The organism is Streptosporangium sp. CA-135522 (assembly GCF_050949235.1).
GTDB lineage: Bacteria > Actinomycetota > Actinomycetes > Streptosporangiales > Streptosporangiaceae > Streptosporangium.
This window is the reverse complement of record NZ_CP192026.1, coordinates 5,885,418-5,908,517: the sequence shown is the minus strand read 5'-3', so window position 1 is coordinate 5,908,517 and position 23,100 is coordinate 5,885,418. Positions and strand designations below refer to the sequence as shown.

Genomic DNA, 23,100 nt, shown 5'->3' with positions numbered 1-23,100 from the left:
TCCCCACGGAGCGGTTCATGAAGCGACTAGCAGCTGTAGTGGCGTTGCTCGGCCTCGCCGCCGTCACGGCGTGCAGCGGCAATACCGGAGACAAGTCCGCCGCGGGCGGCAGCGGTGGTGGTCTCTACACCACGATCGACGGCCTCAAGCCGGGCCTCGACGTCAACGGCCCGATCAACCCGTGGAACCCCAAGGGCAACGCGTTCTGGGGTTACAACGCCATGCGGATCGCCTGGTCGAAGAACCACCTGACCGACCCGAACCAGTTCTACCCGGGCATCGCGGCGAGCTGGGAGATCGCGCCGGACAACTCCTCGATCACGCTGCACCTGCAGCCGAACAACAAGTGGTCCGACGGCAAGCCGGTCACCGCCGAGGACGTGAAGTTCTCCATCGCCCTGGCCTACACGCAGGGCAGCACCGCCTTCGCGATCGACCCGGGCGCGGCCGGCGCCGCCTCCGAGGTCACGGTGGTCGACGACAAGACCGTCAAGATCACCCAGGACATGAAGAACCCCAGCGTCACGTTCGTGCGCGGCGTCATGGACAGCTTCATCCTGCCCCAGCACGTCTGGAGCAGCGTGCTGCCCGCCGACTTCTGGGACAAGCTGAAGGTCGCCCGCGGCGAGGGGGCCGAGGCTGAGAAGGCCCGTGAGGAGATCACCGCGCTGTCGGAGAAGGTGCTCGCCTTCGCCCCGCCCAAGGACGTCTCCGCCGGCCCGTTCGTGCTGGAGCGGATGAACCCGAGCGAGGCGCTGCTGGTCAAGAACAAGGGCTTCTACAACGCCGCGAACGTCGGGCCCGACCAGGTCAAGCTGCTCAACTACACCGGCAACGAGCAGATCTGGAACTATCTCATCGCCGGCAAGCTCGACAATGCGCCCTTCACCGCCGTGCCCGCCGACGTGATGAAGCGCATCACCACGACCCAGGGCAACGGGGTGGTCAAGGGCTACTCGCCGGTGTCGCTGGGCATGGCGTTCAACCAGTCCAAGAAGCCCTACGACAACGTGCACGTGCGGCGCGGCCTGGCCTACCTGATCAACCGGGACGAGGTCACCAAGATCGCTTCGCCGGAGGGCGGCACCCCGGCGGTCACCACCACCGGCATCCACCAGAAGCCCGCCGCGGAGTGGCTCGGCGCCGACCTCGCCGCGCTGGAGCCGTACAAGCTCGACGCGGCCAAGGCCGAGGAGGAGTTCAAGAAGGCGGGCCTGAAGAAGGACGGCGGCAAGTGGACGCTGCCCGACGGCACGCCGTGGAAGTTCACCGTCAACGTCCCGGCGCCGTTCTCCGACTGGATCTCCGGCGCCAAGGCGATCACCAGCCAGCTGACCGCCGCGGGGATCGACGCCGAGGTCGTGACCACCGCCGACTATCCGCTCTACCTCAAGGAGATCGCCGAGGGCAAGTACGACGTCGGGTTCTGGCTGATCGCGCTCGGTCCCGCGCCGTACAACATCTACCAGCGCCTCTACGGCGTCTCCAACGGCTGGTCCATCCTCGGCGGCAAGGTCGAGCACGCGGCGCCCGGCAAGAACGGCAACTGGATGGGCGGCCCGGAGACCATCGAGGTCGACGGGGCCAAGGTCAACCCCGGCGAGCTCACCGCCAAGCTGAACTCCGCCTCCGGCGACGAGCAGAAGAAGATCATCGGCCGGCTCGCCAAGGCGGCCAACCAGGACCTGCCGGTGGTCCAGCTCTGGGACTACGTCAACACCCAGTTCGTCAACACCAGCCGCTTCACCGGCTTCCCCGAGACCGACAGCGACCTGCTCCGCCAGCCCTCCGGCGTGTGGATCCAGCTCGGCATGGTCAAGAAGAAGCAGTAACACATGACGATGTTCGCGCGAAGGCTCGCGGGTCACCTGGCCCGCGGGCTCGTCATGATCCTGGTCGTCACCACGGTCAGCTTCTTCGTCATCAGGAGCGTTCCCGGCGACCCCATGGCCGCCCGGTACGAGAAGCTGGTCGAGCAGGGCATGTCCCCCGCCGCGGCGCAGCGGGCCGTGGAGGTCCTCTACGGCTTCGCGCCGACCGGCGGCCTGTGGCAGCAGTACGTCGACTACATGTCCGGCCTGCTCCACCTGGACCTGGGGCAGTCGCTGACGGTGCCGGGCGTGGGCGTGTCGGCCGTGCTGTTCTCGGCCGCCAAATGGACCGTTCTCCCCGTGCTGGCGGGCACGCTGCTGAGCTTCCTGATCGGCATCGTCATGGGGGTCTACGCCGCCATCAAGCGCTCGGGCAGGCTCGGCGACGTCCTCGCGATCTCCGGGTCGCTCCTGCACGGCGTCCCCCAGTACATGCTCGCCCTGCTGCTGAGCGCCGTCTTCGGGACGCTGATCCCGATCCTGCCCCAGGACGGCACGGCGGACATCATGTTCGAGCCGGGCTTCAACGCCGGATACATCGGCTCGCTCATCGAGCACGCCACGCTGCCGGTCCTCACCTACGCGCTCTCCTCCTACGGAGGTTGGATCCTGGCGATGAAGTCGAGCGTGGTCACCGTCCTCGGCGACGACTTCATCCTCGCCGCCGAGCTGCGCGGCATCAAGCGCGGCATCATCTTCCGCTACGTGGCGCGCAACGCGATCCTGCCGCTGTTCACCATCCTGGCCCTCTCGCTGGGCATGCTGTTCGGCGGTGCGATCTTCATCGAACGGATCTTCAACTACCCCGGCCTGGGGCTGATGCTCATCGAGAGCATCACCAACCGTGACTACGCCCTGATGGGCGGGGCGTTCCTGCTGATCACCGTGGCGATCATCGTCGCCAACATCGTGGCGGACCTGTTCTACACCGTGATCGACCCGCGGGTGCGAAGCGGGGAGGGGGCCGCATGACGGCACCGGTCATCGCAGCGGGCGGCGGTCGCGCGGCCCTGCGGCGTAACTTCTGGCACGGCGTCTGGCGCGTGCTCAAGCGCAAGCCCAGCCGCATGGCCGGCATGGTCATCATGCTGGGGTTCGCGTTCATGGGCGCCTTCGGGCCGATGCTCTACCCCGACCCGCTGCCCCGCGACACCGCCGCCCTGTACGCGCCGCCGAGCTGGGCGCACCCCTTCGGCACCGACTTCGAGGGCACCGACGTGCTCGCGCTGTTGGTCACCGGTTCACGCTACGTCCTGCTGACCGCCCTGATCACCGCCGTCATCACGGTGGTGCTCGGCACCGGGATCGGGCTGTTCGCCGGGTTCCGGCGCGGGCGCTGGGACACCGTGCTCATGCGGATCACCGACATGAAGCTGACGATCCCCGGCCTGCCGCTGCTGCTGGTGCTGTCGACCATCTGGAAGTTCACCAGCGCGATCGAGATGGGCCTGGTGCTCGGCCTGCTCGGCTGGGGAGGCGTCGCCCGGGCCGTGCGCTCCCAGACCCTGTCCCTGCGCGAGCGCGGTTTCATCGAGGCGGCCAGAGGCCTCGGCCTGTCCACGACGCACATCATCGGCAAAGAGCTGCTGCCCAGCATGGCCCCCTTCATCGCGATGAACATGCTCATCGCCGTCACCGGCGCGGTCTACGCGCAGGTGGGCCTGTTCTTCCTGGGCGTGCTTCCGTTCGAGGCCGACAACTGGGGCGTGATGCTCAACCTCGCCGTGTTCGGCGGCGGTGCGATGTCCTCGCCCGCGGCGCTGCCGTACCTGCTGGCGCCGCTGCTGGCGATCCTGCTGCTCACCCTGGGCATCGTGCTCGTCGTCGACGCCATGGACGAGATCTTCAACCCCCGGTTGCGTGAGGAGTAACGGGTGTCTGTGACCCCTGACAAGAAGGCGCCGGGAGTACGCGTCAGCGGCCTGTCCGTCGTCTACCGGACGTCGGCCGGTGAGCTTCCAGCGATCTCCGGGATCGACCTGGAGCTCGTGCCCGGGTCGATCACCGGCGTGGTGGGCGAGTCCGGCTCCGGCAAGTCCACCCTGGCGCTGTCGCTGCTCAACGCCGTTCAGCCGCCCGGCAGGATCAGCGCGGGCAGCGTCGAGATCGATGGTCTCGGCGACGTGGTGAAGCTGAGGGGCGAGGAGCTGCGCAAGGCGAGGGGACGGCACATCGGCTATGTCTTCCAGGCCGCGCAGAACTCCCTCAACCCCCTGAAGACGGTCGGCAAGCAACTGCTCGACCTGGGCCGCTCGCACGACGTGGCGGACCTGCGCGCCCTCGTCAAAGACGCCAAGGACCTGCTCGGCCGGATGGGCATGGACGGCGCGCGCGTCCTCGACTCCCACCAGCACGAGCTGTCCGGCGGGATGCGCCAGCGGGTCGGCATCATGCTCGCGCTGGTGCTCAACGCCCACCTGGTCGTGCTGGACGAGCCGACGACCGCGCTCGACATGATCACTCAGGCGACGATCCTGCGGATCGTCCGCGAGGTCCATCAGGAGCGCGGGCTCACCACGCTGGTCATCACCCACGACCTCGGGGTGGTGGCCGAGGTCGCCGACCGGCTGGCCGTCATGTACGGCGGGCAGGTGGTCGAGCAGGGCCCGACCACGGACGTGCTGGCCGCGCCCCGTCACCCTTACACCCGGGGCCTGCTGCAGGCCATCCCGCGCCTGGTGGGCGACATCGGCGAGGCCCGGGCGCTGCCGGGGCGCCCGCCGACGCTGGGCACGATTCCGGCGCGGGGATGCGTGTTCCGGGAGCGGTGCGTCCTGCGCATGGACGTCTGCGAGACGGTCCGGCCGCCGGTCGTCTCCCTCGGGGCGTCGATCGTGGCGTGCCACGCGGTCGAGACCGCCGCACAGCCCGCGAAGCTCGCGGAGCCCGCGGAGTTCGGGAAGCCCGCGGAGCCGGGGGAGCGGGCCGACGCCGGGGCTGCCGTGGCGGCTGCGCGGTCCCGGGAACCCGGCGAGAGCGCGGGGGCGGGAGAGACGGCACCGGTCCGAAAGGCCGGACATGTCCAGGAAGTCGTGGGAGCACAGGGGCCCACCGGGGTACATGAAGGACGGGGGGAACAGCCGTGATCACGGGGAAGAACATCACCAAGACCTTCCGGCAGCGGGGCAGCGTGCTCGCCGGCCGGGAGGTCAAGGCGCTGCGCGGCGTCGACTTCGCCATCGAGAAGGGCGGGGCGGCCTCGTTCATCGGCGAGTCCGGCTGCGGCAAGACGACGCTGGGACGGATCATCGCCGGGCTGGAGACCCACGACTCCGGCGAGATCACCATCGACGGCACGGCCATGTCGTCGCTCACGCCCCGCCGGCGGCAACCGTACTTCCGCCGGATCCAGCTCATCCACCAGGACCCCTATTCGGCGCTCAATCCGACCCGCACGATCCACCAGACGCTGAACGCCCCCCTGGCCCTGCGCGCGCGGCAGACGCGCCGCCCGGCCTCATGGGTGGACGAGCGGGCCGAGGAGCTGCTGTCGCTGGTCGGGCTCGACCCGGGATACGTGCTGTCGCGCTATCCCCACCAGCTGTCCGGCGGGATGCGCCAGCGCGTCGTGATCGCCCGCGCGCTCACGGTGGACCCCGACATGCTCGTCGCCGACGAGGCCGTCTCCATGATCGACGTGTCGCTGCGGCTGGGCATCCTGGCGCTGCTGAAGGACCTGCGCGAGCGGCTCGGGGTGAGCGTGCTGTTCATCACCCACGACGTGGCGACCGCGCGTTACATCGGCGACGACGGCGAGCTCTACGTCATCTACCGGGGCCAGGTGGTCGAACGGGGGCACGTCGAGACGATCATCTCCGACCCCGTCCACCCCTACACGCAGTCGCTGCTGTCGGCCATCCCGGTGCTGCACGGCCTGGAGCGGCCGGGCGAGCAGCAGGTGGTGCCGACCGAGGCGCCGGCCGAGGGCCATCACGACGCGGGCTGCCTGTTCGCGCGGCGTTGCCCCTTCCGTACCGAGCGCTGCGAATCCGAACTGCCGGTGCTCGGCCACGGGGAGGGCACCCCCCAGGAGCACGCCTGCTTCCACCCCGAGCGCCGCAGCGTCGTCGCCGTGCCGGTCGGACGGGGGTGAGGGCGGTGCAGGGGATCCGCGAGGCCGTCGCCGCCGACGCCGGTGTGATCGGCGCGATCGCCGGGGCCGCGCTCGTCCTGGACGCCGCGCAGGCGCCGCAGCTGGTGGCCCGGCTCTCGGACCCGCCCCCGGATCGCCGCTGGACGGCACTGGTGACGGGCGATCTCGAGGCGGTGCTGTTCACGTCGGTGTCGTCGCGTGACGGGTCGATCGGACACATCGACCTGCTGGCCGTACACCCCGCCGCCCAGGGCGCGGGGCACGGGCGCGCGCTGGTGGTCGCGGCCGAGGAGTGGCTGAGGGCCGAAGGGGTGGCCGAGGCCCGCTTCGCCGGCAACCCGCCCTGCTACGCCTGGCCGGGGATCGACGTTCGCTCCACCGCCGCGGCCTGCCTGGCCGAGAGCCTCGGCTACGAGCGTTACAACGTCGCCTGGAACATGACCGCCGATCTCTCCGCCGATCTGTCCACCGAGGCCGATCTCGTGCGGCTGGCGGACAAGGGCGTCACCGTGCACGCGGCCTGCCCCGGTGACCGTGCCGCCGTGCTCGACTTCGTCCGGCGGCAGTGGAACGACAACTGGGCGTGGGAGGCGGAGCAGGCGACCGGCTGCCACTACGCCTCCCGGGACGGGGAGATCCTCGGGTTCGCCGCCTGGGGGGCCAGGCCCGCCTGGTTCGGCCCGATGGGCACCGCTCCGGCCGCGCGCGGTCTGGGCGTCGGCCGGGTGCTGCTGCGCCGCTGCCTCGCCGAACAGCGGGATGCGGGTCTGGCGAGCGCGCAGATCTCCTGGGTGGGGCCGTTGGGCTTCTACTCCCGGGCGGTCGGCGCGCACGCCGAGCGGGTCTTCTGGCTCTACCGCCGGGACCTGCGGTGACGGTCGGATGTCAGTGGTAGAGCAGCGGCCCGCCGTCCAGCCGGACCTGCGGGTGGGCGGGAGGCGGGCACAGGTCCGTCGGGTCCCCACCGGCGTCCAGGCGGTGGCGCAGCGAGTCCGAGCCCCAGAGCCGATCCACGAAGTACGGCTCGCCGTCGGCGGCGTCGTGCCAGGCGAAGTCCTCAGGGTGGAGCGAGCGCGCCAGGTGCAGCATCGACAGGGCCGTCAGCACGGGCCTGAAGGTCTCCCGATCGTGCACGTGGAGCTGCACCCCCCGCACGGTCGTGCCCGCGTGCTTGTGGAAGGTCGGGACGAACCGGGTGTCGCGGAAGCGCACGCCCGGCAGGTCCAGCGCGTTCAGCCCGGCGGCGAACCGGCCGTCGAGGTAGGGGGCGCCGATCAGCTCGAACGGCCGGGTGGTGCCGCGTCCCTCCGACAGGTTCGTGCCCTCGAACAGGCCGGTGCCCGGATAGACCAGCGCCGTCTCCAGCGTCGGCATGTTCACCGAGGGCATCACCCACGGCTGGCCGGTGTCCTCGAAGGGGGTGTCGCGCCGCCAGCCCTCGGCGGTGATCACCTGCAGGTCGGCGCCGATCGAGCGGTTGACCAGGAGCGCGAGCTCGCCCGCGGTGAGGCCGTGCCGCACCGGGACGGCGGCGCGGCCCACCGGGCCGGCGTACGCGGGGTCGAGCAGCGGGCCCTCGGCGAGGGTCCCGCCGAGGGGGTTGGGCCGGTCGAGCACGACGAAGCGCAGCCCGAGCCGCGCGGCCGACGCGATGAGGTCGTGCATCGTCCAGACATAGGTGTAGAAGCGCGTGCCGATGTCGGCGATGTCGAAGACGAGGGTGTCGACTCCGGACGACTCCACGAGGTCGTCCAGGGCCCGGCCGTCCTTGCCGTAGGTGTCGAGGACCGGCAGCCCGGTCGAGGGGTCGAGGTCTTCCCGCTCGCCGAAGCCCGCCTGCGCCGTGCCGTACATCCCGTGTTCGGGGCTGAACAGGACGGCCGGCGGCACTCCTGCCGCCCGCAGCGCGGTGACGCCGGGTGTCAGGTCCGGCAGGACGCCGGTCGGGTTGGTGATCAGGCCGATCCGGCCGCCGCGGATGAGACCGGGATCGGCGGCGAGCCGCTCGATTCCGGTGCGTACGTAAGACATGGCTCCATTGTTCGAAGAAAATTTGCATAATAGAAGTAGGGGATGAAAATTAGCGACATGGGGCGACATGATTGATCCACTCGCAAGCTTGTCCACAGAGCAGAGCGATCCGCGCTACAGCGACATCGACCGGCTCTCCACCGAGGAGGTCGCCAGGCTGATGAACGCGGCCGACGCCACGGTGCCCGCGGCGGTGGCCGTGGAGATCCCGGCGATCTCGGCCGCGGTCGACGCGATCGTCGCCCGGATGAGGGCGGGAGGACGCCTGTTCTACGTGGGCGCGGGAACGTCGGGCCGGCTGGCCGTGCTGGACGCCTCCGAGTGCCCGCCGACCTTCGGCACCGATCCGGAGCTGGTGCAGGGCATCATCGCGGGCGGCGAGCCCGCGCTGACCCGTTCGGTCGAGGGCGCCGAGGACGACGACGTCGCGGGAGCCGCGGCGATCGCCGACCGGCAGGTGGGCGCGCTCGACTCGGTGGTCGGCGTCTCCGCCAGCGGCCGGGCGCCGTTCGTGCTCGGTGCGCTCGCGGAGGCGAGCCGCCGCGGAGCCCTCACCGCCGCCCTGTCGTGCAACGCCGGAGCGCCGCTCTCCAACGCGGCGCTGCACCCGCTCGAGGTGATCGTCGGCCCGGAGGTGGTGACCGGCTCGACCAGGCTCAAGGCCGGGACCGCGCAGAAGCTGGTCCTGAACATGATCTCCACGATCGCGATGATCAGGCTGGGGCGGACCTACGGCAACACCATGATCGAGGTGTCGGCGATGAACTCCAAGCTCGCCGACCGGGCCACGCGGATGGTCCGTGACATCACCGGAGCGGATCTCTCCGTCGCCCGCCCCGCGCTGGAGGCGGCCGGATGGCACGTCAAGGTCGCGGTGCTGATGATCGAACGCGACCTCGATCCGGACGACGCCCGGGACCTGTTGCAGGCCCACGGCGATCGTCTGGAGTCGGCACTCGCCTCGGCGAAGGCGCCGGGTGCCTGACGTCCCGGGAGAGGCCGCCGGGCCGGCCGCGTCCGCGGGCTCGGCGGCGCTCGCCGGGATCCTGGCGGCGGCGGTACCACGGGTGTGCTCGGCGGCGGTCGCCGTGATCGCCGTCGGCGGCGCCACGGCCGCCGCCGCGGTGGGAGGGGAGCTGGTCCGCTACGCGGGGGCCTCGCACGAGCTCCTGCCCGACCGGCCGCCCGCCCGGCGCGACTCGATCTTCGATCTCGCGTCGCTCACCAAGCTCTTCACGACGGCGATCATCCTGTCGCTCGTCGAGGAAGGCCGTCTCGGCCTGGACGAACCCGTCGCGACCTGGTTGCCCGGCGGCCCGGCGGGGGCGACCCTGCGGCACCTGCTCACCCACACGGCGGGGCTGCCGCCCGGACACCGGGTCCACGAGGAGCTCGCCGGCGACGGACCGGGGATCCTCGCCGCCCGCCTGGAGCGCATCCTCTCCACCCCGCCACTGCACCCGCCCGGCGAGCGTCATCTCTACTCCGACGTCGGCATGGTCATGGCGGGACGGCTGGCGGAGATCGCCGGGGGAGCGACCCTGGAGGAGCTGCTCCGCCTCCGGATCACCGGCCCGCTCGGCCTGGGCGACACCGGGTACCGGCCCGCGCCGTCGCTGCGCCCCCGGATCGTCGCCACCGAGGACAAACCCGAGCGCGAGGGCTCCGGATGCGTGCGCGGCGAGGTCCACGACGAGACCGCCCACGGCCTCGGCGGGGTCGCCGGACACGCCGGGATCTTCTCCACGGCCGACGACGTGGTGCGGTTCGCCGAGTCGCTGCGCACCGGCGGCGCTCCCGTCCTGCGTCCGGAGACGGTGGCCGAGATGACGCGCGACCAGGGCGTCACCGGGGCGGCCTTCGGCCAGGGGCTGGGGGTGCGGATCGGAGACCCCGCCGTCGTGGGCCCGCTGACGTCCGCCTACGGCCACTCCGGTTTCACCGGTACCGCGCTCGCCGTCGACCCCGCGCGGGCCTTGACGGTCGTCCTGCTGACCAACAACGTCCACCCGCTCCGGGGGCGCGCGGGCATCCGCGAACTGCGGCACGCCGTCGCCGCCGAGGCGCTGCGGCTGTCCTGACGGAACGGCCCGCCCCGCCACGGAGGCGGGACGGGCCGGCGGTGGTTGCAGGCCGCTACGGGGTGGCCTTGTCGGGACGCTCGGAGATGCGGATGGCGTTGACGATGGGATCGCCGGTGCGTTCGGCGAACCGCACGTTGAGCTGGCCGTCGGTGACCTTCACCGTGTACTGACGGGCGACGGCGGTGTACGTGCCGGCTTCCAAAGCCAGGTCCAGCGCGGGGATCGCGAGCTGGCCCTCGACGATGACGTCGAAGACACGTCGTCCCTCACGCATGGCCCGGGTCTCGGCGAAGCCCAGCTCGACGGTGTAGGTGCCGTTGGGCACCTGGTCGAACCGGTACTCCAGCATCGACTCGCGGGCGCTCTTGAACAACGTCTGCTCGCTGGTGCCCTTGATCGCTTTGCTCGCCGTGTGTGTCTTGTTGCCGCTGCTCACATAGCCGTAGCCGCCCTGGCCGTACTTGCGGTCGGCGCTCCAGCGGTCACCGGTGGCGTCCACGAGGTCCTTGGTGCCGCCCGCGTCGACGGCGACCTGGTGCTTGGGCACCACGACCGTCACGGTGATCTCTATCTGCGGGTTGCGGCCGCTCGCCGAACGCACCAGCAGCTTGCCGGTGCGGACGGTGCCCGGCTGGACGCCCGCGCTGGAGGCGGTGACCTTCAACGTCGCCGACGCGCCCGGTCCCAGCTCTCCGGTGGCGGGCGTCACGCCCAGCCAACCCTGGGCGGGATCGGTCACGACGGTGTAAGCCGTGGCGCCGCCCAGGTTGGTCAGCTCGACCGTGCCGGTCCTGGTGGCCTCGGCCGGCATCACCAGGGTCAGCTCACCGGCCGAGGCCGTCACCCGGCCGGTGGCCAGGGCGGTGTCGACCCGGGTCAGGGCGCCGGCGGTGACGGTGACCTCCCGGGTGAAGGGTCCGTAGTTCTCCTTGGAGACCTCGACCCGGTAGTCGCCCACCGGGATCTGCCCCAGGAACGTGCCGTCGGCTCCGGTGGTGAAGGTCGCCACGTCGGCTCCGGTGGTGAAGGTCGCCAGGCCGCTGACCTTGACCGTCGCGCCCGCCAGCGGCTTGCCGTCGTTGGCGTCGGTGACGGTGCCGGTCAGCAGTCCGTGCCGGCTCGCGGTGAAGGTCAGGCTCTGGCCGTCGCCGAGTGCGGCGCTGTTGTAGGGAGTACTGCAACGCGTCGGTGCCGGCGGCGTTCTCGATGCCCACCGTGGCGCTGGTCCCGGCGGCGCGCTCGCTGGCGATGCCCCGGTAGCGGAACCCGATCGAGCCGTCCTCGCCGAGCAGCGCCGAGAAGGAGATGCGCTGGGCGGCGTCGGAGTAGAACCGGGCGTTGCGCCATTCGATGACGAAGGTGCGCTTCGGCGCGGTTCCGACGGTGGCGGTGTAGACCCCGGACTGGTCGTCCAGCACCAGGTCGTCCCAGTAGGGGTAGAGCGCCGCGTTGGGCGCCGTGGTGGAGGGCAGGGCCGCGTTGCCCGCCGTGGTGGTGCTCGCGGTGAAGCTCAGGAACCCGTTGCTGCTGATCCAGCCACCGGTGTAGCCGTTGCCGTAGAAGGGGAAGGTGAACGGCAGGGTGACCGGCTGGGCCGCGTCGTCGCCGGTGAGCGGGTGCTTGTCGGTGCCCGCGACGTAGGCCTCGGCCGCGGCGGCGCAGGTGTAGCCGAAGGCGTCGGTACGGCGTGGCAGGTCGATGTCCTTGGCCAGGTCGCCGTTGACCGTGACCGGCACGCTGAGGCCGCTCGCGCATCGGGAGAGCGGAGTGGTCCTCAGCTCGTGGTCGCCGTTCGGCAGCGTGAGCCGGTATCGTCCCGCGGCGTCGGTGATCACGCTGACCGGGGTGCCCACCGCGGTCACCGTGGCGCCCGCCTCGGGCGCGCCGCCGGCGGTGACCGTGCCCGACACGACGCCGGAGGGCTGCGGCGTCAGGGTCACGTCCTCGATGGCCGTCTGGTCGGCCACGACGGTGACGGTCGCGGTGGCGTCGGCGTAGCCGAACTTCCGGACGGTGAGCCGGTAGTCGCCCTCCAGCAGGCGGGGCAGCGTGTAGGTCCCGTCCTGAGCGGTGGTGACCGTACGGCCCAGCGGCCCGGTGACGGTGAGGGTCGCCGCGGCCACCGGCGAGCCGCCGGCGGTGACGGTGCCCTTCAGCGCGCCGAGCGCCCCTACGGGAGCGGCCTGGACCGCCGCGAACGCGTCGAGCCGGCCCTCGCCCCAGACGTTGTTGTCGGCGGCGGTGCCGCCGCAGCGCGTGTCGTCGACGTCGATCGCGGTCCGGTCGAGCAGCTGCCGGGTGGCGGCGATGTCGCCCTGCAGGGCGGGGGAGGCCGACCACATCAGCGCCACGGTGGCGGCCAGGTGCGGGGTGGCCATCGACGTGCCGGAGAAGGAGTCGTAGCCGCCGGGCACGGACGAGCGCACGTTGACGCCGGGTGCCGCGAGGTTGGGCTTGATCTCGCCGTTCTCGCCGGCGCCGCGGGTGGAGAAGCTCGCGATCGCGTTGTTGACGTCGAAGGCGCCGGCGCTGTAGCTGGAGACGTACTGGCCGGGCGAGCCGCTGGAGTTGCATCCCGCGCCCGTGACGTTGCCGTTGGCGAAGGCGGGGAAGATGCCCGCCGCCACCCAGGCCTCGACGGTCTCCTTGTACCAGGGGTCGAAGCCGCTGCCGCCCCAGGAGTTGTTGACTATGTCCGGCGCCAGGTCGGGGCGCGGGTTGCGGCCGTTCAGGTCGGTGGGCGCGAGCACCCACTGCCCGGCGGCGAGCAGGGAGGCGTCGGAGCAGCTGTTGGTCTCGCAGCCCTTGGCGGCGATCCATTTCGCACCGGGGGCGACCCCGATGGTGTTGGCGTCACCGTCCCCGCCCACCATGGTGCCCATGGTGTGGGTGCCGTGGTCGTTGTTGTCGCACGGCGCGGCGCTCGGGCACACCCCCGCCGGATCGAACCAGTTGTAGTTGTGGTCGACGCTGCCGTCGGCCTTCTTGCCGCGGTACTGGGCGGCCAGCGCGGGGTGGTCGAACTGCACGCCGCTGTCGATGTTGGCCACGACGACGCCCTCGCCGCGGGTGCCGAGCTCGCTCCAGACCCGGGGGGCGTTGACGCGGTCGATGTTCCACTCGATCGCGCTGACCTTCGCCACCGCCTTGCCCGGCAGCGGGTCGGGCAGCTTGGTGACACGGCCGGGCTCGATCCGCTCCACCTCGGGCAGCTTCGCGATCTCCGTGGCCAGCTTGGCGCCGCCGGTCACCTGCACGGCGTTGGTGATCCAGAACGGGGTGAAGTCGGCGTGTTCGGCGGTGAGGAGTTTGCGTAGGTTCGCCTGCGAGGAGGCGGCGAGCTCGGTCTTGGCGCGGAAGACCTGCTCGGCCTTTTCGGTCTTGGTCTTCGCCCGGTGTGCCGCACTGAGGTCGGCGTCGCTCTTCAGGCGCACCCAGAAGGTGGCTTTGTCGTCCGCGGACAGCTCCGCCAGGACGGTCTTGTCGATCTTTTCGGGCTCGGGCGCGGCCTGGGCCACACCGTGGGGGAGCGCGAACGCGAGGGCGGCGACGGTCCCGATCAGGACCGCCCGCCAATGTCGGGGGGCGTTGGACACACGATCTCCTTCACGCCGGGCGGGAACGACCCGCCGGGGAAAACGGCGCGGGCTGCATGATCTTTACAGCCTACGTGGAGAATCGTGAATCGATCTTGTCGACTTTTCAAGCGTTTTGATCGCTAAAAAAATGGCCTGTCAAAAAGTGACATCTCATGAAATGTGATGGGCAACGCTTCTTGGTCGGGAATCGGAAATTTTATTTGGCCGCTCTGCCTGTGACGGTGACGCGGTCACATGGTGCCGACGACGCGTTCATCCACGCCATGCACATCAGCGCGGTCTGGATCATGCTGATCGCACTCTCCGGAGCGGTCCTGCTGATGATCGCCTTGCGTCCTGCTCGAAAGCCCACGGAGCCGGTACCGGAGCCGGCTGACGTCCTGGAGTCAACCGCTCCCGTGACCATGACCGCCCCCCACTCGGCCCAGGACTCCGGAAAGCTCCGGCGAGGGGCAAGGTAGGGATCGCTGAGGTCAGCTCACCGCACGGCCGATCCCGGCGACCGCGGCTCCTTCACTTGTTCCGGCGGCGAGCGTCGGCCATGAACCCGTCCAGCGCGCCCCGTGTGGCCCGCAGCGCCGCGTCCGAGGTCTCGAACGTGCGCTGGGCGATACCGACGAAGATGCAGTCCACGATCAGGAGCTGACTGATCCTGCTGGCCAGCGCGCCGGGACGGAACGCGGTCTCCCTGCCGGCCGAGACCAGCACGTGGTCGGCGAGCTCGGCCAGTGAGGAGCGCGGGTTGTTGGTGATCGCCACCGTGGTCGCGCCCGCCTTGCGTGCCACGTGCATCGGCGCGAGCACGTCCGGGGTCTCACCGGTGCAGCTCACCCCCACCGTCACGTCGCCCTCGCGAACCAGCGCCGCGCTGGTCAGCGCGAGGTGGGCGTCGGTGAAGGCGTGGCTGGAGCGGTCGATCCGCATCAGCTTCTGCGCCATGTCGACCGCCACGAGGCCGGAGGCGCCGACCCCGTAGACGTCCACCCGGCGGGCGGTGGCCATGGCGTCGACAACCGCGCCCAGCCGGTCGGGGTTGAGCTGGGCCGCGGTGTCGGCCAGCGCCTCCGACTCGGCCCGGGTCACCTTCGCGATCACGTCGGTGAGCGGGTCGTCGGGCCCCAGGTCGCCGGGGACGAGCCTTTCGGGCTCCTCCCTGGCCACCGCGGCGGCCAGGGCGAAGCGCAGTTGCGAGTAACCGGCGAAGCCGAGGGCTCGGGCGGTGCGCACGATCGTGGCCTCGCTCGTCCCTGAGATCGCGCTGAACTCGGTGATGGTACTGCGGGCCACCATGCCCGGATCGTCGAGGATGAGCCGGGCGATGGCCTGAGCCGCGGGGGTGAGTGAGGGCAGAACCGCCCTCACGGTGGCCACCAGGTTCACCGGGGTGGGGCCTTCTTGGTCGTTCATGCGGGCACCTCTTCTGTCGGGATCAAGCCTATTGGCCCCCGGTCAGCCATAGGGCGGCGGCGCGGGCCGAAACCCGGGAAATACCGTGCGTGGCGATGTAGATCGCCCCGATGGGTTCGCCGGGCAGGCCGGTCTCGACGACGACCGCGTCGGGACGCAGCCGTACGGCCCGCGCCACCAGCTCCCGGACCCACGCGTGGCGGGAGGCGTCGTGCACCACCAGGATGAGGGGGCGCCCGTGATCGGAGAGGTCGGGCAGCTCGGCGGTCTCGGCGGTGAGGGTGTGCCCGAGGGTGCTCGGCAGCAGCTCGGACATGGCGCCGATGAGGCCGATGGGAGTGGAGGGGTCGACCGCGAGGTTCAGGCGCGAGGCGATGTCGACGACCAGCGGCGGGCGCGAGATGACCGGCCGGGCCGGTGAGCCGCCTGAGCCTTCTGAGCCGTTCGTGGTGCCGGCGGCGTCAGCGGCGGGGACGTCCGCGATCGGTGCGACGCCGGTGAAGTCCGCGGTGCCGGCGGCCAGCGGGCGCGCCGCGCGGGCGTCCGCGACGACCACGCGCATCGCCGCGCGGGCGGCCCGCAGGCCGAGCGCTTCGCCCTCCCCGAGCGCCTCGCCTTCCCCGCCTTCCTCGCGCCCCTCCCGCGCGTTCTTCGCCCGCGTCGCGGCGTTGCCCGCGTGCCAGTCTGCCAGGGCCAGCACCCGGGCCGCGGCCTCGGCCAGGCGATCCTCGGGCAGCCTGCCCTCTCGCACGGCCTCCACGATCGCCTCGCGCAACGCGTGAACGCTCTCCCCCGCAGGGGAGGATGTGCCGACGCAGATCGCGTCCGCCCCCGCGGCCAGCGCGCGGACCGCGATCTCGCCCGGGGAGTGCAGCGCGGCGACGGCGCCCATCTCGATCGCGTCGGTGACCAGCAGCCCGTCGAAGCCCAGCTCCTCGCGTAACAGCCCGGTCATGATCCGCCTGCTCAGCGTGGCCGGGTTGTCGGGGTCGAGCGAGGGCACCAGCAGATGACCGCACATCACGGCCCGGACGCCGGCCTTCACGGCCGCCTGGAAAGGGGGTAGGTCGCGTTCGCGCAGGAGTTCGAGGGAGGCGTGCACGGTCGGCAGCGCGTGGTGGGAGTCGGTGACGGTGTCGCCGTGGCCGGGGAAGTGCTTGGCGCAGGCGGCCACCCCGGCGCCCTGCAATCCCGCGATCCAGGCGGTGGCCTGCCGTGCCACGAGCTCGGGGTCCGGGCCGAAGGAGCGGATGCCGATCACCGGGTTGGCGGGGTTGGCGTTGACGTCCACCACGGGGGCGTAGTCCAGAGTGATGTCGGCGGCGGCGAGCAGACGGCCGATCTCGCGTGCGACCTGCTCGGTGCGTTCGACGTCGCCGGCCACGCCGAGCGCCCGGTTGCCCGGCCAGGAGCTGCCGGTCCTGGCCTCCAGCCGGGTGACCGCCCCGCCCTCCTCGTCCACCGCGACCACCACGGCCGGATTCTCCCGCCGCAGTTCGGCGACGAGTCCGGCGGTCTGCGCCGGGTCGGTGAGGTTGCGGGCGAACAGCACCGCGCCGCCGAGCCCCTCGGCGAGTGCCCGGCGCAGCCAGTCGGGCGGCGCGGTGCCGTCGAAGCCGGGCTGGAGCACGGTCATGGCCAGCCGGGCCAGCCCGGGGCTGTGGTGAGGCATGGGGCACCCTCTCGCTGCAGACGTCTTGATGCAGATTACACATCAATGACACTTTCTTTCATCGTCATTGCTTTGAAAGTAGATTTCTGCCATTCTCGCCGTCGAGACCCCCGTGATCCTCCCTGACCGGCTCCGTGTCCGTTCGACGGCAACCGGCTCTGTGGCCCCTCGGGCCCCGCGGTCGCACGGCCGGCGCGGTCGAAGGCGGTCAGGGGCGCAACGCCCCCCTTGGAGTCCGCATGAGCTCACCCACCCGACGCACCGTCTTACGCGGCCTCGCCCTCGCCGCCGCGGCGACCGCCGTGCCCCTGCCCGCCTTCGCCTCCGCCCCGGCCGAGTACGTGCCTGCACTGCGCCAGATGCGCGGCATGTGGATCGCCTCGGTCGTCAACATCAACTGGCCGTCGAAGGCCGGGCTGACCGCCGAGCAGCAAAAGGCCGAGTATCTCGCCTGGCTGAATCTGGCGCAGGCCCGCAAGCTGAACGCGGTGTTCGTGCAGATCCGGCCGACCGCCGACGCCTTCTGGCCCTCACCGTTCGAGCCCTGGTCGCAGTATCTGACCGGCACCCAGGGGCAGGACCCCGGCTACGACCCGCTGGCCTTCCTGGTCGAGGAGACGCACAAGCGGGGTCTGGCCTTCCACGCGTGGTTCAACCCCTACCGCGTGTCGATGCAGTCCGACCGCTCAAAGCTGCACCCGGACCACCCGGGCAGCAAGCACCCCGACTGGATCGTCCCCTACGGCGGCAAGCTCTACTACAACCCGGGCATGCCGGAGGTCCGCGCGTTCGTGCAGGACGCGATGATGGACGCGGTCAGCAGGTACGACATCGACGGCCTGCACTTCGACGACTACTTCTACCCGGTCAACACCACCGCCTTCGACGACAGCGCGGCCTTCGCGGAATACGGTCAGGGCTTCCCCGACCTCGCGGCCTGGCGGCGCAACAACGTGGACCTGCTCGTGCGGGAGATGCAGCAGCGGGTACGGCAGGCCAAACCGGAGATCGCCTGGGGCATCAGCCCCTCGGGCATCTGGCGCAACAGCACCACCGACCCCCTCGGCTCGGAGACGAGCGGCAGCCAGTCCTACGACAGCCTGCACGCCGACACCCGCGGCTGGGTCAAGAAGGGCTGGCTGGACTACATCGCGCCCCAGCTCTACTGGTACATCGGCCAGTCGAACGCCGACTACGCCAAGCTGGTCCCCTGGTGGTCGGGAGTGGCGGCGGGCACCGACACCCAGCTCTGGATCGGCCAGGCCGCCTACAAGGCCGGGACGGCAGGGCAGCCCGCCCAGTGGTTCCAGCCGGACGAGCTCACCAGGCATCTGACCCTCAACCGGAACCATCCCCAGGTCGGTGGCGACATCTGGTACAACTCAGGCGACGTGCGCGACGACCGGCTCGGCTCGGTGACCACCGTCGTGACCGACCACTACACCCGGCCCGCCCTCGGTCCGCTGCTGCCCAGGCTCGCCGGCGACCGGGCTCCGCGCCGCCCGGTGCTCGTCTGGGCCCGCAGGGTGGACGGCGGCGCCGAGCTGCGCATTCTCGCCACGGGCAAGGACGTCCCGTTCCAGTACGCGATCTTCCGGCTCGACCGGCACGCCAGGCCCGAGGACTTCACCGACGCCCGCAACCTGATCGCCGTCGTTCCCGCAGACCGGCACCTTCGCTGGGTCGACCCGGCGGGCGCCAAGGGCGCCCACTACTACGTGACCGCCGTGGACCGGGCCAACCGGCAGAGCGAGCCGAGCCAGGGCCGCAGTGTGCAGTGGTGACGGTGATCCGCTCCCGGCGTCCGCGGGCGTGGTGAACGCGAGACCGCCGGTGTGGTGAGTGCGAGACCGCGGGTGTGGTGAGCGCCCGGGAGGGCGGGAAGGGGTGACCCCGTCCTCCCGGGCGGGAACCGTCGTCGGCGATGACGGCCGGGAGCAGCAGGGGCGGCGCCACGATCAGCGTGGGTCTCGGAGCTCCGCCGTGATCAGCCCGCCGTGATCAGCCTGCGGTGGGCCTCGATCGACGAGCCGGGGCTGACGCCGTACAGTGCCAGAGCCGCGGCCCCGGCGGCGCTGTCGCGGGCGCCGGCCGCGACGCCGCCCAACTCGGCGCGTACCTTCGCCGCCAGCAGGGTGGGTTCGGTGAGCAGGGAGCCCGCCAGTACCAGCGGCCCCGAGCCGGGACCCAGGGAGCGGACGGTGCCGACGAGCCGTCGCGCCGCCTCCTCCAGGATCGCCAGGGCCGCCGCGTCGCCCGCCCTCGCGACCGACTCCACCTCCGGTGCCAGCCGTGCGAGCCAGGCGGGCCCGGACTCGGCGATCCCCCGGTGGACCATGCTCACGATCTGCTGAGCCGACGCGCCGCCGAGGATCCCGCCGCGCAGCGCGGTCGGTGCGGCCCGCCCGTCGAGCGAGGCCAGTGCGGCCTGTACGGCCCGGCGGCCGATCCACGTCCCCGACCCCTCGTCGCCGAGCAGCCAGCCGTACCCGTCTGCCCGCCGGACGACCCGCCGGTCGCCGATCCGGGCCGCCACCGCGCCGGTGCCGGCGATCAGGACCTTTCCCGAGGGCTCCTCTGTCGCTCCGGCGAAGGCCGCGAGCATGTCGGGCACCACCGCGGGCCGCCCGGCCAGACCGGCCGCCCGCCAGGCCTCGGTGGCGAGGGACTCGGCCCGCTCGGGCGCCGAGTCCGCGCCGGCCAGCCCGAACACGCCGCCCGCCACCCGCCGCGGGTCGAGGTTCCCCAGCGCGGCCCGGAGCGCCGCGCGCAGGCTGCCCCCGGGATCGGCGGCCGAGAGGGTGTTCGCCCCCTTCCCGTATCCGCGCCCCGCCACCTCGCCGGACTCGGTCGCTACCACGCACCGGGTGCTCGTCCCGCCTCCGTCAACGCCGATGACCAGTGTCGTCACTCGCACTCCATGTGTAGATAATCTCCCGATGACTATATTCATATGAAGAATTCCTGCAAGGAGAAGACGTGCGTGTGCTCGGACTGATCTCGGGGACGTCCCATGACGGGATCGACAGCGCGATCGTGAACTGGTCGATCGAGGACGGCGTGCTCCTGGGAGAAGTCGAGCACACCGGCGAGCGGCCGTACGACCGTGGACTCCGGGCGCGGATCGTCGCCGCGCTGCCGCCGAACCCGATCGACATGGCCGAGGTATGCCGTCTGGACACCCTGATCGGACAGGCGTTCGCCGAGGCGGCGGGGGCGTGCGCCCCCGTCGAGCTCGTCTGTTCGCACGGGCAGACGCTGTACCACTGGGTGGAGGGCGGCCAGGTGCGGGGCACCCTGCAGCTGGGCCAGCCCGCCTGGATCGCCGAGCGGACCGGCGTCCCGGTGGTCTCCGATCTCCGCGTGCGGGACGTGAGCGCGGGCGGGCAGGGCGCCCCGTTGGTCTCCTCCTTCGATCTGCTGCTCATGGCCGGTCTGCCGGGCCGTAGCGGCGCGCTCAACCTCGGCGGCATCGCCAACCTGACCGTGCGGGAGCGCGGCATCGCCTATGACACCGGCCCGGCCTCGGCGCTGATCGACGCTGCGGTGTCGGCCGCCACCGGCAGGCCGTACGACGAGGACGGCCGGCTCGCCGCGGCGGGGCGGGTCCACGAGGAGCTGCTTCGGGACCTGCTGGCCGAGCCGTACTACCGGGCCGCCCCGCCGAAGAGCACGGGCAAGGAGTTGTTCCACCCGGGCTACCTGGCCAGGGCGGCCGCGCCGTACGGGCCGGCCCTCGCCGATCTGGTGGCCACCCTGACCATGCTGACCGCCGAGACCGTGGCCGCGGAGATCCGGCGGCACCGGCTCGACACGGTGATCGTTTCCGGTGGCGGGGTGCGGAACCCGACCCTGATGGAGATGCTGCGCGAGCGGGCCGGTCAGGTGCGCGTCCTGCCGAGTGACGATCTCGGCGTCCCCGCCGACGCCAAGGAGGCGATCGCCTTCTCCTTCCTCGGCTGGATGACGGCGCACGGCCTGCCCGCGACGGTCCCCGGCTGCACGGGGGCCGCAGGGCCCCGGGTGCTCGGCACGATCACGCCCGGGCGGGGGCCGTTGACCCTGCCCGCCCCACTCGGGGAGGCGCCGGAGCGCGTCCGCCTCACCGTCGCGCCGGCCCGGTAGCGAGACCGTATCCGGGGGCATTGCCGCGTTATGCGCGATATACGGCGATATTTGGCAGTTAAAGAACTAAATCATGCGCGATAAGTGATCAGGATCACGTTCGTCGCGCTTTCCCCGGGGCAGGTCCTCGATGTGATGGAGCGTGGAGCCCGGCGGCGTCATCGTCGCGGCGGTGACCGGCGAGAACATGTCCGGCGTCCCGCGCTCCCACAGGGACATGATGACTTCGGCGATGCCGCGAACGGATCCTCGGCGGTGGGCCGCCGCAGCTCCGTCCGGCGGTCGTGCCGGTCGCAAGGGGGATCCGACGTCGCCGGCCGCGTTCGCGCGACCGGATCGACGGAGTTCCTCTCGCTCGTAGCGTCGCGAGATCGTGACAGGGATGGGGTCGGGGATGAAGATCATTGGAATCGCGGGCAGCCTCCGCCCGGCGGCGTACGTCCAGAAGCTGCTGGGGGCGGCGGTACGGGAGCTGCCGGCGCGGGTGGACTTCGAGGCCTGGGACGGCCTGGAGCAGGTGCCCTCCTTCCAGAGCGGGCCGCTCCCCCTTCAGGACGGGCCGCTTCCGCGCAGGGTGGACGAGATGTGCCACACGCTCTCCAGGGCGGACGGCCTGCTGATCACGGCGCCGGCGCACAGCGCGCTGCCGGTCCAGCTCACCCATGCGCTGGAGTGGGCGTCGTCCCAGCGCGGTGGGGCGGTCCTGGTGGGCAAGCCGGTCGCGGTGGTGACCGCCTGCCTGCGCGCCCACGAGGCGATGTGGACGCAGACCGAACTGCGTCGCGCGCTCGCCGCCGCGGGCGCGATCGTGTACGGCGTCGACCTGGTCGTCTCCCCGGCCGTGAGCCAGTTCGACTCCGACGGCAGGCTCGTCGACTCGGAGTTCCGTGACCGGCTCTGCAAGGTGCTGGAGGAGCTGTGCTCGACGCCCCTGGCGAAGTCCACGGTGTAATTCGGTCAGGCCCCGGCGCGACCACCGCGTGATCTTCGGCTCCAGCCCATCTGGACGATCACGGCGGTGGCCGCTTCGCGTTCCTGGACGATGCGCCCTCGCACGGGTCCGGCGCGCCGCCGCTCGGCCCCGGCCTCTCGCCGGCTTCGAGCCCATCCGGGGTGCGGGGCCGCGCCCGGCGAGACTCGTCGCCCTTCGTGATCCTCTCGCTCCGTAGAGTGGACACGACTGCTGGAGTGTGAGCGAATGTAGCTCGGACGCGCACAGTGTTCGACGAAATACGAACACTTGTGTAGTGTTCGACTTTGATCGAACAATTCGTGAGCTGATCGGAGGCGACGATGGGTATCGGCAGGATCGGCGTGTGGCACCCTCTGTTCGGGCGGGCTCCCGCCCCCGCCGTACGGCAGGCCGCGACGGAGATCGAGGAGCTCGGCTACGGCACGCTGTGGGCCGGCGAGGCGCCGGGGACCCGGGAGGCGTTCACCACCGCGGGCATCCTGCTCGCCGCCACCGGGCGCATCTCGGTCGGCACCGGCATCGCCAACATCTGGGTGCGGGACGCGACCGCCATGGCGGCCGGGGGTGTGGCGCTCGGGGAGGCCTACCCGGGACGGTTCGCCCTGGGAATGGGGGTCAGCCACGCACCCCTCGTCGACTCGCGCGGCCACGACTACGCGCGTCCCCTGGCCGCGATGAGCGCCTATCTCGACGCGATGGACAAGGCGGCGCGGGAGCTGCCGTTCGCCGACAACCCGCCCATGCCCCGGCTGCTGGCGGCGCTGCGGCCCCGGATGCTGGAGCTCGCCCGGGACAAGGCCGACGGCGCCCACTCCTACTTCGTGCCGCCGGAGCACACCGTCCTCGCCCGCGAGATCCTCGGTCCGGCGCCGATCCTCGCCCCCGAGCAGGCCGTGGTCGTGGAAAGCGACCCCGCCAGGGCCAGGGAGATCGCCCGAGGGCACATGGCCCTCTATCTGACGTTGCCGAACTACGTCAACAACCTGCGCCACCTCGGCTACGTGGAGGAGGACTTCGCCGGCGGCGGCAGCGACCGGCTGGTGGACGCGATCGTCGCGTGGGGAGATGCGGAGACCGTCGCCCGGCGAATCGACGCCCATCTCGACGCCGGCGCCGACCACGTCGCCATCCAGCCGCTCCCCGCCGACCTGAGCGCAGGCGTCGCTCAGCTCGCGGAGCTGGCGCCCGCCCTCGGCGTCCGGCCGGGGGAGTAGGGCACCACGTCCGGAGGCGGTCCACGGCCGA

Annotated in this window: 18 protein-coding genes and 1 pseudogene; 12 read left to right on the top strand and 7 right to left on the bottom strand. The window is 71.4% G+C overall.

Translation table 11 applies throughout. The features are described 5' to 3' along the window. The first annotated feature begins 17 nt into the window (after positions 1-17). The 6 genes from ACQPYK_RS28070 to ACQPYK_RS28045 are packed head-to-tail and all read left to right on the top strand — an operon-like array spanning position 18 to position 6,839. On the top strand, positions 18-1,832 hold the full coding sequence (locus tag ACQPYK_RS28070) for an ABC transporter substrate-binding protein (RefSeq protein WP_433237010.1): 1,815 nt from the start codon (positions 18-20) through the stop codon (positions 1,830-1,832). Positions 1,833-1,835: 3 nt separating this feature from the next. Next, positions 1,836-2,843: an ABC transporter permease gene (locus ACQPYK_RS28065; protein WP_433237007.1), complete on the top strand. Its 1,008-nt coding sequence runs from the start codon at positions 1,836-1,838 to the stop codon at positions 2,841-2,843. Beyond that, positions 2,840-3,742 carry an ABC transporter permease gene (locus ACQPYK_RS28060; RefSeq protein ID WP_433237004.1) on the top strand — a complete coding sequence of 301 codons (903 nt, stop codon included), beginning with the start codon at positions 2,840-2,842 and terminating at the stop codon, positions 3,740-3,742. The genes ACQPYK_RS28065 and ACQPYK_RS28060 overlap by 4 nt, the downstream gene beginning before the upstream one ends. A gap of 3 nt (positions 3,743-3,745) precedes the next feature. After that, entirely contained in the window at positions 3,746-4,957 is a 1,212-nt protein-coding gene (locus ACQPYK_RS28055; RefSeq protein ID WP_433237001.1) for an ABC transporter ATP-binding protein, read from the top strand. Beyond that, positions 4,954-5,964, top strand: coding sequence for an ABC transporter ATP-binding protein (locus ACQPYK_RS28050; protein WP_433236998.1), 1,011 nt, complete (start codon positions 4,954-4,956; stop codon positions 5,962-5,964). The genes ACQPYK_RS28055 and ACQPYK_RS28050 overlap by 4 nt, the downstream gene beginning before the upstream one ends. A 5-nt stretch (positions 5,965-5,969) precedes the next feature. Beyond that, positions 5,970-6,839, top strand: coding sequence for a GNAT family N-acetyltransferase (locus tag ACQPYK_RS28045; protein ID WP_433236995.1), 870 nt, complete (start codon positions 5,970-5,972; stop codon positions 6,837-6,839). Positions 6,840-6,849: 10 nt separating this feature from the next. Here the strand turns inward: ACQPYK_RS28045 and ACQPYK_RS28040 are convergent, their stop codons facing one another. Beyond that, positions 6,850-7,995, bottom strand: a complete 1,146-nt coding sequence (locus ACQPYK_RS28040; RefSeq protein ID WP_433236992.1) for an exo-beta-N-acetylmuramidase NamZ family protein — start codon at positions 7,993-7,995, stop codon at positions 6,850-6,852. Positions 7,996-8,062: 67 nt separating this feature from the next. Here ACQPYK_RS28040 and murQ point away from each other — a divergent pair, with 67 nt between their 5' ends. Both murQ and ACQPYK_RS28030 read left to right on the top strand, forming a co-directional pair. Next, entirely contained in the window at positions 8,063-8,980 is a 918-nt protein-coding gene (murQ, locus tag ACQPYK_RS28035) for an N-acetylmuramic acid 6-phosphate etherase (RefSeq protein WP_433236989.1), read from the top strand. Next, positions 8,973-10,076, top strand: coding sequence for a serine hydrolase domain-containing protein (locus ACQPYK_RS28030; protein ID WP_433236986.1), 1,104 nt, complete (start codon positions 8,973-8,975; stop codon positions 10,074-10,076). Before murQ ends, ACQPYK_RS28030 begins: the two co-directional genes overlap by 8 nt. A gap of 55 nt (positions 10,077-10,131) precedes the next feature. Here the strand turns inward: ACQPYK_RS28030 and ACQPYK_RS28025 are convergent, their stop codons facing one another. The 4 genes and pseudogenes from ACQPYK_RS28025 to ACQPYK_RS28010 all read right to left on the bottom strand — a co-directional run bounded on the left by ACQPYK_RS28025 (position 10,132) and on the right by ACQPYK_RS28010 (position 16,757). Further along, positions 10,132-11,145, bottom strand: a complete 1,014-nt coding sequence (locus tag ACQPYK_RS28025; RefSeq protein WP_433258922.1) for a malectin domain-containing carbohydrate-binding protein — start codon at positions 11,143-11,145, stop codon at positions 10,132-10,134. A 685-nt stretch (positions 11,146-11,830) separates the two neighbouring features. After that, positions 11,831-13,108, bottom strand: a pseudogene (locus ACQPYK_RS28020) (S8 family serine peptidase); the annotation flags it as partial. A gap of 1,083 nt (positions 13,109-14,191) precedes the next feature. Further along, positions 14,192-15,085 (bottom strand): MurR/RpiR family transcriptional regulator, encoded by an 894-nt coding sequence (locus ACQPYK_RS28015; protein ID WP_433236983.1) that lies wholly within the window; start codon positions 15,083-15,085, stop codon positions 14,192-14,194. Between the two features lie 28 nt (positions 15,086-15,113). Continuing rightward, positions 15,114-16,757 (bottom strand): glycoside hydrolase family 3 protein, encoded by a 1,644-nt coding sequence (locus ACQPYK_RS28010; protein ID WP_433236980.1) that lies wholly within the window; start codon positions 16,755-16,757, stop codon positions 15,114-15,116. Positions 16,758-16,996: 239 nt separating this feature from the next. Between ACQPYK_RS28010 and ACQPYK_RS28005 the strand changes: the two genes are divergently transcribed. Continuing rightward, positions 16,997-18,541, top strand: a complete 1,545-nt coding sequence (locus ACQPYK_RS28005; RefSeq protein ID WP_433236977.1) for a glycoside hydrolase family 10 protein — start codon at positions 16,997-16,999, stop codon at positions 18,539-18,541. A gap of 203 nt (positions 18,542-18,744) precedes the next feature. On the opposite strand, the gene ACQPYK_RS28000 is transcribed toward ACQPYK_RS28005, so the two are convergent. Then, on the bottom strand, positions 18,745-19,668 hold the full coding sequence (locus tag ACQPYK_RS28000) for an N-acetylglucosamine kinase (protein ID WP_433236974.1): 924 nt from the start codon (positions 19,666-19,668) through the stop codon (positions 18,745-18,747). A 68-nt stretch (positions 19,669-19,736) separates the two neighbouring features. Here ACQPYK_RS28000 and ACQPYK_RS27995 point away from each other — a divergent pair, with 68 nt between their 5' ends. Continuing rightward, positions 19,737-20,882, top strand: coding sequence for an anhydro-N-acetylmuramic acid kinase (locus tag ACQPYK_RS27995; RefSeq protein WP_433236971.1), 1,146 nt, complete (start codon positions 19,737-19,739; stop codon positions 20,880-20,882). A 66-nt stretch (positions 20,883-20,948) separates the two neighbouring features. Here the strand turns inward: ACQPYK_RS27995 and ACQPYK_RS27990 are convergent, their stop codons facing one another. Beyond that, entirely contained in the window at positions 20,949-21,287 is a 339-nt protein-coding gene (locus ACQPYK_RS27990) for a hypothetical protein (RefSeq protein WP_433236968.1), read from the bottom strand. Here ACQPYK_RS27990 and ACQPYK_RS27985 point away from each other — a divergent pair. Both ACQPYK_RS27985 and ACQPYK_RS27980 read left to right on the top strand, forming a co-directional pair. Next, positions 21,277-21,834, top strand: coding sequence for an NADPH-dependent FMN reductase (locus ACQPYK_RS27985; RefSeq protein WP_433236965.1), 558 nt, complete (start codon positions 21,277-21,279; stop codon positions 21,832-21,834). The two genes, ACQPYK_RS27990 and ACQPYK_RS27985, sit on opposite strands and share 11 nt — an antisense overlap. 341 nt (positions 21,835-22,175) lie before the next feature. Further along, a complete protein-coding gene (locus tag ACQPYK_RS27980; protein WP_433236962.1) occupies positions 22,176-23,069 on the top strand; it encodes an LLM class F420-dependent oxidoreductase in 894 nt (297 codons plus the stop codon). Positions 23,070-23,100 lie beyond the last annotated feature (31 nt).

What these genes read in the sequence shown, in the direction of transcription:
- ACQPYK_RS28065 (WP_433237007.1), top strand. Translation starts at nt 1,836, where the DNA reads ATGACGATGTTCGCGCGAAGGCTCGCGGGTCACCTGGCCCGCGGGCTC.
- ACQPYK_RS28070 (WP_433237010.1), top strand. Translation starts at nt 18, where the DNA reads ATGAAGCGACTAGCAGCTGTAGTGGCGTTGCTCGGCCTCGCCGCCGTC.
- murQ (WP_433236989.1), top strand. Translation starts at nt 8,063, where the DNA reads ATGATTGATCCACTCGCAAGCTTGTCCACAGAGCAGAGCGATCCGCGC.
- ACQPYK_RS28060 (WP_433237004.1), top strand. Translation starts at nt 2,840, where the DNA reads ATGACGGCACCGGTCATCGCAGCGGGCGGCGGTCGCGCGGCCCTGCGG.
- ACQPYK_RS28010 (WP_433236980.1), bottom strand. Translation starts at nt 16,757, where the DNA reads ATGCCTCACCACAGCCCCGGGCTGGCCCGGCTGGCCATGACCGTGCTC.
- ACQPYK_RS27980 (WP_433236962.1), top strand. Translation starts at nt 22,176, where the DNA reads ATGGGTATCGGCAGGATCGGCGTGTGGCACCCTCTGTTCGGGCGGGCT.
- ACQPYK_RS28040 (WP_433236992.1), bottom strand. Translation starts at nt 7,995, where the DNA reads ATGTCTTACGTACGCACCGGAATCGAGCGGCTCGCCGCCGATCCCGGT.
- ACQPYK_RS28015 (WP_433236983.1), bottom strand. Translation starts at nt 15,085, where the DNA reads ATGAACGACCAAGAAGGCCCCACCCCGGTGAACCTGGTGGCCACCGTG.
- ACQPYK_RS27985 (WP_433236965.1), top strand. Translation starts at nt 21,277, where the DNA reads ATGAAGATCATTGGAATCGCGGGCAGCCTCCGCCCGGCGGCGTACGTC.
- ACQPYK_RS28005 (WP_433236977.1), top strand. Translation starts at nt 16,997, where the DNA reads ATGAGCTCACCCACCCGACGCACCGTCTTACGCGGCCTCGCCCTCGCC.
- ACQPYK_RS27990 (WP_433236968.1), bottom strand. Translation starts at nt 21,287, where the DNA reads ATGATCTTCATCCCCGACCCCATCCCTGTCACGATCTCGCGACGCTAC.